The organism is Nostoc sp. (assembly GCF_036916985.1).
Classification (GTDB): Bacteria; Cyanobacteriota; Cyanobacteriia; order Cyanobacteriales; family Nostocaceae; genus Nostoc.
The window spans coordinates 61,265-70,875 of the sequence record NZ_JBALFD010000021.1 but is presented as its reverse complement, the minus strand read 5'-3'; the positions used below and the strand labels follow the sequence as shown (position 1 = coordinate 70,875).

Annotated in this window: 11 protein-coding genes, 1 pseudogene and 1 riboswitch; of the genes and pseudogenes, 7 read left to right on the top strand and 5 right to left on the bottom strand. The window is 41.4% G+C overall.

What is annotated here, in order from left to right:
- Window positions 1-249: 249 nt before the first annotated feature.
- Window positions 250-681, bottom strand: coding sequence for a nuclear transport factor 2 family protein (locus tag V7L07_RS08295; RefSeq protein WP_335056748.1), 432 nt, complete (start codon window positions 679-681; stop codon window positions 250-252).
- Window positions 682-902: 221 nt separating this feature from the next.
- On the opposite strand from V7L07_RS08295, the pseudogene queG reads away from it, so the two are divergent.
- Together queG and V7L07_RS08285 are read left to right on the top strand one after the other, a co-directional pair.
- A pseudogene (gene queG / locus V7L07_RS08290) lies at window positions 903-1,876 on the top strand (tRNA epoxyqueuosine(34) reductase QueG).
- Entirely contained in the window at window positions 1,851-2,486 is a 636-nt protein-coding gene (locus tag V7L07_RS08285) for an HAD-IA family hydrolase (protein ID WP_335056754.1), read from the top strand. Before queG ends, V7L07_RS08285 begins: the two are co-directional and overlap by 26 nt.
- A 357-nt stretch (window positions 2,487-2,843) precedes the next feature.
- Here the strand turns inward: V7L07_RS08285 and V7L07_RS08280 are convergent, their stop codons facing one another.
- The 4 genes from V7L07_RS08280 to V7L07_RS08265 form a co-directional block, all read right to left on the bottom strand.
- On the bottom strand, window positions 2,844-3,440 hold the full coding sequence (locus tag V7L07_RS08280) for a CPBP family intramembrane glutamic endopeptidase (RefSeq protein WP_335056746.1): 597 nt from the start codon (window positions 3,438-3,440) through the stop codon (window positions 2,844-2,846).
- Between the two features lie 50 nt (window positions 3,441-3,490).
- Entirely contained in the window at window positions 3,491-4,546 is a 1,056-nt protein-coding gene (locus V7L07_RS08275) for a DUF3326 domain-containing protein (RefSeq protein WP_335056744.1), read from the bottom strand.
- Window positions 4,547-4,676: 130 nt separating this feature from the next.
- The gene (locus V7L07_RS08270) at window positions 4,677-4,856 is read right to left on the bottom strand and encodes a hypothetical protein (protein ID WP_335056742.1); all 180 of its coding nucleotides are present in this window, start codon (window positions 4,854-4,856) and stop codon (window positions 4,677-4,679) included.
- Between the two features lie 147 nt (window positions 4,857-5,003).
- Entirely contained in the window at window positions 5,004-5,324 is a 321-nt protein-coding gene (locus tag V7L07_RS08265; RefSeq protein ID WP_292851127.1) for a 2Fe-2S iron-sulfur cluster-binding protein, read from the bottom strand.
- 149 nt (window positions 5,325-5,473) lie between these two features.
- Window positions 5,474-5,612: riboswitch (cobalamin riboswitch) on the top strand.
- 26 nt (window positions 5,613-5,638) lie between these two features.
- Between V7L07_RS08265 and V7L07_RS08260 the strand changes: the two genes are divergently transcribed.
- From V7L07_RS08260 to fni, 5 genes are all read left to right on the top strand, one after another.
- Complete coding sequence (locus tag V7L07_RS08260) at window positions 5,639-6,418, top strand: energy-coupling factor ABC transporter permease (RefSeq protein WP_335056740.1); 780 nt, start codon at window positions 5,639-5,641, stop codon at window positions 6,416-6,418.
- Window positions 6,405-6,704, top strand: a complete 300-nt coding sequence (locus V7L07_RS08255) for an energy-coupling factor ABC transporter substrate-binding protein (protein ID WP_335056738.1) — start codon at window positions 6,405-6,407, stop codon at window positions 6,702-6,704. Before V7L07_RS08260 ends, V7L07_RS08255 begins: the two co-directional genes overlap by 14 nt.
- Window positions 6,704-7,516, top strand: coding sequence for a cobalt ECF transporter T component CbiQ (cbiQ, locus tag V7L07_RS08250; RefSeq protein WP_335056736.1), 813 nt, complete (start codon window positions 6,704-6,706; stop codon window positions 7,514-7,516). Before V7L07_RS08255 ends, cbiQ begins: the two co-directional genes overlap by 1 nt.
- Entirely contained in the window at window positions 7,491-8,324 is an 834-nt protein-coding gene (locus tag V7L07_RS08245; protein WP_335056734.1) for an energy-coupling factor ABC transporter ATP-binding protein, read from the top strand. The genes cbiQ and V7L07_RS08245 overlap by 26 nt, the downstream gene beginning before the upstream one ends.
- A gap of 123 nt (window positions 8,325-8,447) precedes the next feature.
- Window positions 8,448-9,497 (top strand): type 2 isopentenyl-diphosphate Delta-isomerase, encoded by a 1,050-nt coding sequence (fni, locus tag V7L07_RS08240; RefSeq protein WP_335056732.1) that lies wholly within the window; start codon window positions 8,448-8,450, stop codon window positions 9,495-9,497.
- Window positions 9,498-9,611: the final 114 nt, after the last annotated feature.

Sequence of the window (9,611 nt, the reverse complement as noted above, 5' to 3'; positions counted from 1 at the left end):
TCAAAGAGATTGTTGTAGTGACCCATGCTACGAAGCGGTCTTTCTTGACCAAGGTTGGGACGGTCTACTACTATTTCTAAGATACAAGGTTGGGTGGAGCGGAGCGCAACCCAACCGACAATTATTTTTGCAACATTTTAGCCTTGCCACGCCACTACGTCCTGAAAGTTATGGCATTGGCGTTAAGTTAACACCAATGACATCTTGCCCGCCTAGCTTATGCCGTTTAAATATGGAACAGCTTATTTGCTACTTTTCACGACGTAAAGAAAGCAATTCTTTGGGGGAAGCTAAAAGTTTGATTCTAGTATATGAAATTTGGTGTTGTTGATTAAGGATAAATAGCCACAAGACATTCACACTACACCACGAAGTTTGTGCTTTACCTCTGATCTGGATTTGGATCGTAGCATTTTCTAAAGTCTCGGCTATTCCTGAGTTGGGGTAAACTTTAATGCCTTGACCTTCTTGTTTTAAGTAGGCTGCGATCGCATCTGCCCCCACAATATCAGATTCAAATGGTGGACGCATCACACCATCTACCGCAAATAAGGCAGCAGTTGCTTCAAATTCGCCTGCATTTAAGGTTTCAAAATAACGCAGTACACTTGATTCTGTAATTCCCTCAATCTGGAATTCAGCTTTCAACTGCGCTGGGGATATAAATTCAGCAGAAGTCATAAAATTACCTGTATTATGTTAGCTGAATCTTAATTTCAGTACAAAAATATGTAAAAAGAAAGCTGCTGTTGAGATAGATTGCTACACATTGCTAAATCTTCCCCTCGATGGAAGTCTTAAGAGTAGCTATATGTAAAGTGAGTAATAAATCTTAATCAAAAGTATTGACTACATAATGTAGACTAAAATCGCCTTTGGTGAGGCAAAATCCAAATAAAAAAATGAATCACGATTCCGTAACAAGCAGCAGTCTGGTGAAAGAAAAAGCCAGCGAGTTGGGCTTTCATAAAGTTGGAATTGCTGCTGTAGATAGGGTAGATGCCACAGAAGCGCAGAGGTTACAAGTATGGATTGAACTGGGTTATCACGCCGATATGAAATGGATGGCTAACCCAAAGCGTCAGGATATCCGCTTAGTGATGCCAGAAGTGCGATCGCTAGTATGTGTGGCGCTGAATTACTACACACCACATCAACGTCCTGAAAGTGAGGAATACGCCAAAATTTCTCGTTATGGTTGGGGAAGAGATTACCACAAGTTGATGCATAAAAAACTCAAGCAGCTATCTATGTGGCTAGAATCTCTTGATGCCGGCATAAGAGCTATTTATTATGCAGATACCGGCCCAGTGCAAGATAAAGTATTGGCTCAACTTGCTGGAATTGGTTGGATTGCCAAGAATGGTAATGTGATTACACGGCAATATGGCTCTTGGGTATTTTTGGGAGAAGTATTGACCAACTTGGAATTAGAGAGCGATCGCCCGCATACAGAACACTGTGGTAACTGTACTCGTTGTCTTCAGGCTTGTCCTACAGGTGCAATTACTCAGCCTTATGTTGTAGATGCTAATCGCTGCATTGCCTATCATACCATTGAAAATCGCGCTGAGGAATTACCAGAGACAATCACACCTCATTTGCAAGGCTGGGTTGCTGGCTGTGATATTTGCCAAGATGTTTGTCCTTGGAATCAACGTTTTGCCCAAACAACTGATATTGCAGAATTTCAGCCCTATCCTGGGAATATTGCTCCCAAGCTGCTAGAATTAGCCCAAATCTCAGATCAGGAATGGGATAAACAATTTCGAGCATCTGCCTTGCGGCGGATTAAGCCAGAAATGTTACGACGCAACGCCCTAGCTAATCTTGACGCATCCAGACAAAGAATGACTCCGAAAGTAATTATTTTTGATTTTGATGGCACCATTGCTGATACAGTGGATGCCCTTGTAAGTATTGCTAATCGTCTAGCTTTAGACTTTGGTTATAGACATATACATCCAGAACAATTAGCCTTTCTCAAGAACTTAACATCTAGGGAAATTATTAAATACTCTGGAGTTTCTCTATTTAAAATACCTTTTCTAGTTAAAAAAGTTAAAGGAGAATTAAAAAACAAAATCCCAGAATTAAAGCCAATTCCAGGAATTAAAGAAGCATTAATAGAACTCCAAAATCAAGGATATAAACTAGGTATTATCACTTCTAATTCTAAAGAAAATGTTACGCAATTTCTCACAATCAATAATTTAAATCATCTATTTGATTTTATCTACTCAGGAATTACAATTTTTGGCAAAACAACGATTATTAATAATGTATTGCGGCAAAAGCAACTCAAACCACAAGAAGTTATTTATGTTGGAGATGAAACCAGAGATATAGAAGCATCAAAGAAAGCAAATATCCAAGTGATTGCAGTAACTTGGGGCTTTAACTCAGCAGAAGTACTCGCCAAGCAAAATCCAGATTATTTAATTGAGCGGCCTAGTGAATTACTAGAAGTGATGAATGGTGCTTAATTATAGGGTTCATTGACAAGCGTGAGGTAACCCGTAGGTGCACAACATGTTTATTGGTGTCAACTTAATGCGAAACTGCTTGTCCGCCGGAAATTGAAATTCCCGCCTCATAGCTAAAGTCATCTGAAGATGACTAAATACTGCCAAAAATCTCCAGTCTACTTCAGTAGACTTAAGCTATTAGCCAGAGAATTTATTCCCCGGCGGGCGACGAAGCCAACAGTTAAGCAAAAAGAAACCATAAGAGGATGTTTGAAAAGTTTTGGACGAATATAAAGAGCCGCCATCTATAAGACAGTTTTTGTTGTCAACCAATATTTTTAGCTTTTTGGCAGATTGATTAGTACTGAAGAGCCTTTATTTTTTAATTGCCGACAATTGCCACATTTTCCAGAAATAGCTAGAAATCCAATTGGTAATAATATGAGCGACAATTGGTACTAATAAGTTGCCCGTGAACAGGGCGCTATATGCCAATATGATACCGACAATTGTTGCCCAAATCACATAAGGCCATTGTTGGGAGCCACTAAAATGCAAGATGCCAAAGCAAAGACTCGATACAATTACGGCTGTAAAATCAGAGCCTAAAGCTGGCAGCATCACACCTCGAAATAATAATTCTTCGCTTAACCCCGGTAGTAACCCCAGCCATATTAAATCTGGTAAAGCTAAAGGCTTCAACACCACTTCTAGGTAATAATCTGCACTTTTACGATAGGCACTCCATAGGCGATAAGTTAAGCCACTTAACGCAGTGATGACGAACCCTAGCCCTATGCCCAACAGCAACTCTCTTTGGTTCAAGTCCCAAGAAAATAGGGAAAAGTTGCCAAAGTATAACGACAGTTTGGCGACTATCAACAAAATGATTGCAGTCGCTCCCATCGCCCCAAGTATTTGGATGCGCGTCAGGTATGGAATTTCTGGCTCTTGCTTTTGTTGTTCAACCACGGGTTTTTAAGGGGAGGGGGCAGGGGAGGCAGGGGGAAAATGACCAATGACTAATGACTAATTGACTGCAAAGGTAATAATTTCGGACGGAGAGCAGAAGGGTTGATGCCTGCTTTGTGTGCTACTAATACACCCACTGCTTCTAAATATGAGTTTACCTGTATAGATTTGATCCCCAACGGCTGGGGAGGAACTTTTATCAGAGTTTTATTTTCTTCGACTGTAATTATTTGGCATCGTCTTTGGCTTAAACTCAGTAAGGCACTGCTACCACAAGCAGTTGCAGGTACGATCGCAGCATCCACTTCATCTACCCAAATATCACCTTTCTTTGATGCAATCGCTCTTTTCTCTACTATAAATTGTGGGGCATGACTTAATCCTACAAGGACACAGGGCAAAAAGGTATAGCCCAATTCTTCGGCGGCGGAACGGGGAGATAAATCAGGTTCGGGAGGGGCGCTCAAAAGTGCGGGAGAATGGGCGCAAGGAATTTGAAAGGTTCGCACTAGCAAATGGCTAATTACGGCTTCTGCGCCAGCTAAAGGATCAACGCCTTCTCCGTGGCGATATTTTTGTACTGCCTCCTCATCCATATCATCGGGGAAACGGGCAACAACTGCGATCGCTTCTGCCCCCGCTTTTTTGATTAATATTTCAGCTGCCCGTAACAAACTATCTGGGTTGCCAATTGTTCCCCAACTAGCTCCCGATGCGGTAGTCCGTAATTCTACATTTAATGGTGCATCTGTAATTACATAGTCTGTTAAAGTCAATCCGAGAGTAGCTCTAACTGCATCGGCGGCTTGTATATGTCGTAGCCGTAATTCTGGCTCAATACCTTGGTCTAAAAGCAAACCTACTCTGTTGCTGCGGACGGGACGCAAGCCCCAGCATCCAGATGCGAATTTGTCAAGTCCGTAACCTTCAACATAGGAAGCGTTAGGGAGATTCCAATATAAACTTGCGCCATTGAGGACATTGGGGTGAGTTATGAGGCGATCGCAAACCTGTGCTAAAACTCTAGCAACAGGCAAAGCATCTCCTGCATAACCCCCAATGGCAGCCCCAACGCCAGTTGGTACGATTAAGATAGCAGTGTACATAATTGAGTGATGAGTGCTGAGTAGTGAGTGCTGAGTTAGGAGTTGAGAGTTGAAAGTTGCGTATTGGTAATTGGGAGTTAGTTTTTAATGGCTTTTGATTTATAACTCAGCACTCAGCACTTATTACTCATCACTCAGCACTCTTTGTCACCACAGCTTCAACTGTCGCTTTTTGTTCGTCAACGTCCACAGAGGTAACTGCCCAACGCAAGGGTTCGCCTTGTTTCTTCAACTCTGTTTCAATTGCTTCTAGTAATTCTGCGGGAGTTTCTTGTAAATCAATTTCTGCGGTAATAAAATGAGTCGTCATCTTGGGAAATCCTGTTGATTTGTAGTTTCTAGAATAGCTGATGTTAACTGCGATGAAATATTTATGTTATTTATCAGATTTTGTCATGTTAGTGAACAGTTACTCAGTGATGAATAATCATCCGATATACTGATAACTGTTCGTTGATTATTTCCCTTTGCCAAATTGTAACTGATAAACGATGTCTTCCTTTTCTGTCTCAAGTTTCAAATCAGAAAGGGGTTTGGCAACACAAAGCAATACGTAACCTTGCTTTTGTAAATCTGGACTTACGCCCATACCATCAGTTTGATCTACAGTTCCCTCAGATAGTTGACCGGCGCAAGTTGTGCAAACACCAGCATTGCAAGAACTGGGTAACTCCAAACCAGCAGCCTCGGCAACTGATAAGATTGTTTCATCTTCGGGAACTTGCAAAGTATGAATTTTGCCTTGATGATTAATTTCTACGGTGTAAGTTTTGGACATATACAAAAGAAGTGTGATCCTACGGACAAACCTATTATTTTATCTGAATTAGTTAAAAATATCCAGATGTTACTATAAAAATTTAGGTTAAAGAGTGATACTTCTAGCAACTAATTCTGAACATCTTACTATAAAAATTTAGTAACGGTGATATAGTTACTCTAATCGGTTCTGATGGGGAGCAGCTATCGGACGCAAGGGGGAAAGTCCGGTGTAAATCCGGCGCTGTCCCGCAACTGTAAACCAAAATTGGTGAGTCAGGATGCCCGCCGGTTAGAATCAATGCGTTTACATAAATCTGCGAGGTACAGATTATGAAAAGAAAAAAACAGGCGTTAGTCAGTCTAACGCTGATGGCAGTTATCAGTTTTTACTTGGTAGTTGGTTTACCCAAACCTGCCTACGCTATGCACATTATGGAAGGTTTTTTACCCGTGCAGTGGGCAATTTTTTGGTGGGTTGTGGCATTACCATTTTTTCTACTAGGATTGCGTAGTCTGACTCGCATTACCCAAGCTAACCCAGAACTGAAACTACTACTGGGTTTAGCTGGTGCTTTTACTTTTGTGCTGTCAGCGTTGAAAATCCCTTCTGTGACAGGTAGCTGTTCTCACCCAACGGGGACAGGATTAGGTGCGGTGCTGTTTGGCCCCCTGACTATGACGGTTTTGGGTAGCTTAGTATTGTTGTTTCAAGCTTTGTTACTGGCGCATGGCGGTTTGACGACGCTGGGTGCAAATGCTTTTTCGATGGCGATCGCTGGGCCATTTGCAGCTTACTGGATATATAATCTAACAATAAAGTTGGGTGGTAAACAGAAAATCGCCATATTTCTAGCAGCTGCGATCGCAGATTTACTCACTTACGTTATCACTTCTATCCAACTCGCCCTCGCTTTCCCTGCACCTGTTGGCGGATTTATCGCTTCATTCACCAAGTTCGCCGGAATTTTTGCCATTACTCAAGTCCCCTTAGCAATTAGTGAAGGATTGCTAACTGTATTGGTGTGGAACTGGCTGCAATCTTATAATCCTCAAGAATTAGAATTGCTAAAATTAATCAAACGGGAACCCCAAGGAAATGAGTCAATCTAAAAAAGGGTTGAGTAACTGGCTGTTGGTAGTAGCTGTATTAGCTTTAGCAGTTGCACCGTTAATATTTGTGCGTGGTGGCGAATTTACCGGTTCCGATGACAAAGCAGAAAAAGCAATTACTGAAATCCAACCTGGATATAAACCCTGGTTTAAATCATTTTTTGAACCAGCTAGTGGTGAAATAGAAAGTTTATTATTTGCTTCGCAAGCAGCTTTAGGTGCTGGAGTAGTCGGTTATGCAATTGGGTTATATAAAGGACGTTCCCAACAACAAAAACGTGAATAATGAGCCTGCAACTAGACACTTTAGCTTATACCAATCGACTCCGAAGATTGCCACCAGAACATAAACTAATTTTTGCATTTACTACTCTTGCTATTTCCCTTGCTACCCATCCGCTAGTGCAAATTTTAATAGCGCTTTGGATGGGTATTTGGACAGTTATTTATGCAAGAATTCCGGTTGGTATTTATTTTCGATTGTTAATGTTCACCATAGTTTTTTGTTTGACAAGTTTACCAGCATTAATGGTGAATGGAGTTGCAATTAATGATTTACAAAGTGTCAAATTAGACTCGTGGTATGGACTAACTCTCGGACACTTCTATATTTATATCAGCCATAGTGGCAGTATCCAAGCATTGGGAATTTTAACCAGAGCATTAGCCTCTGTTTCTTGCCTATATTTTCTCATGCTAACTGTGCCTTTCACGGAAATTTTACAAACTCTGCGTTACTTGCGATTTCCAGTGCTTTTAACCGATTTATTATTACTAATGTATCGGTTTATTTTCATCCTGCTGAACACAGCCAATGAATTGTGGACAGCACAAAATTCCCGTGGTGGCTACCGTACTTGGCGTAGTGGAATGAAAAGTTTAGCACTACTAATCGGACAACTATTACAGCGAACCTTACAAAAATATAGTCAGTTTTCTCTCGGACTGCAAGCACGAGGCTTTGTGAGTGAATTTCGAGTTTGGCATCCTCGTCGCTATCGTCCCCAAGTGCGATATATTATCGAAGCAATTTGCGGTTGTGTAGGATTAATAGGATTAGATTTTTGGCGAAATGCAGGAATATTTACTCGAATTTGAGCAGGTATATTACACTTATTCAGGCGCGCAGGAATCAGCTTTGAATAGTCTAACACTGAAGATTCCATCTGGCAAAAGGTGTGCATTAATTGGTCAGAATGGTTGTGGTAAAACAACACTATTTCTATTAGCTAATGGTCTATATAAACCTGATTCTGGGGTTGTCCGTTGGCGTGGTGAACCATTAAGTTATAATCGTAATTATCTGAGTAAATTACGGCAGAAAGTTGGACTAGTATTTCAAGATCCAGAACAACAATTAGTAGCTTCTACTGTTGAGGAAGATATATCTTACGGTTTGTGTAATTTAGGTTTACCAGAACCAGAAATTAAAGACCGAGTAGAGCAAGCATTAATTGAATTTGAACTGACTGCTTTAGCAGAAAGACCAGTACATCATCTGAGTTTAGGACAAAAAAAGCGAGTTTCCATAGCAGATGTGATGGTGTTGCAACCAGAACTGTTGGTGTTGGATGAGCCAACTGCATATCTAGATATAAAACATACTCGTAACTTGATAGCAACCATGAAAAAAATTCATCGAGATGGAACCACTTTGTTGATGGCAACCCATGATTTGGATTTAGTCTATCGGTGGGCAGATTGGGTTTTTGTCATGGATAAAGGGCGGCTGATGCTAGAAGGTAAACCACAAGATGTATTTAGTCAACGTACACTTTTAGAAGAGTTAGAGTTGGGCGTACCATTGATATATGAGATGTTATTTGATGGGCTATCTGCTGAGGAAGGAGTAGTTATAGAACGAGTGCGACAGCGGATATTAGAGCTATTTCGTAATTTTTCCTGATTATAAGGTTAGAGAATCTCAAGAAATTAGGAACAATGCTTTTATAATTTTTGTTATCAAAAGACGGTTGCAGACAATGTAACAATAGCGATCGCAAGCAAATACTTTTAGCCATACCCACCAGTGAACGCCCCTACCAATATCTCTGCACAAACTCAGAATCGCAAAGCCGATCACATTCGGATCTGCTTAGAGGAAGATGTTCAGTCTCATCAAATCACCAATGGACTGGAACGTTATCGTTTCACCCATTCTTGCTTACCCGAACTAAACCACAACGATATTGATATTAGTACAACTTTCTTAGGGAAACACCTTGGCGCACCCTTGTTAATTTCTTCGATGACTGGCGGAACAGAACAAGCCGGAATTATTAACCAACGTTTAGCCCAAGTGGCGCAAAATTACAAAATTGCAATGGGTGTCGGTTCACAACGAGTCGCGGTAGAAAAACCCCAGGTGGCTGATACTTTTGCTGTCCGCAAGTATGCGCCTGATGTTCTGCTATTTGCGAACTTGGGCGCTGTGCAACTTAACTACAAGTACGGCTTAGATGAATGTTTGCGAGTAGTTGATATTCTAGAGGCTGATGCCCTGATTTTACACATTAACCCTCTACAAGAGTGCATTCAACCCCAAGGTGATACTAATTTTCGGGGTTTACTTGACAAGATTTCTACATTATGCAGCAAGCTACCAGTGCCAGTGATTGCAAAAGAAGTTGGTAACGGCATTTCCGCAGCGATCGCACAGAAACTAATTGCCGCCGGAGTAGCAGCAATTGATGTCGCTGGTGCGGGGGGTACTTCTTGGGCAAAAGTAGAAAGCGAAAGGGCAGAAAGTCCCTTACAACGTCGCTTAGGGATGACATTTGCCGATTGGGGTTTACCAACAGCAGAGTGCATTACAACTATTAGAGCGATCGCCAAAGATGTGCCTTTAATTGCTTCAGGAGGTTTGCGGCATGGATTGGATGTCGCAGCCGCGATCGCCTTGGGAGCCGATATCGCTGGTTTAGCAATGCCTTTTCTGCAAGCAGCAGCAACATCAGAGACAGCAGTAGCCGAACTTGCTGAAGTATTAATCGCCGAAATTACCACAGTCTTATTTTGCACTGGCAACACTACCTTGTATCAGTTAAGGCACTCTGGTAGTTTACAGCGCATAGAATAAGTAAATGGGGCATTAGTCATTAGTCCTTTGTCATTTGTAAATGACCAATCCCCATTACCCCTTATCCCCAGAGGGGACCCCACCTTCCCCAATGCCCAATCCCCAATAACTAAA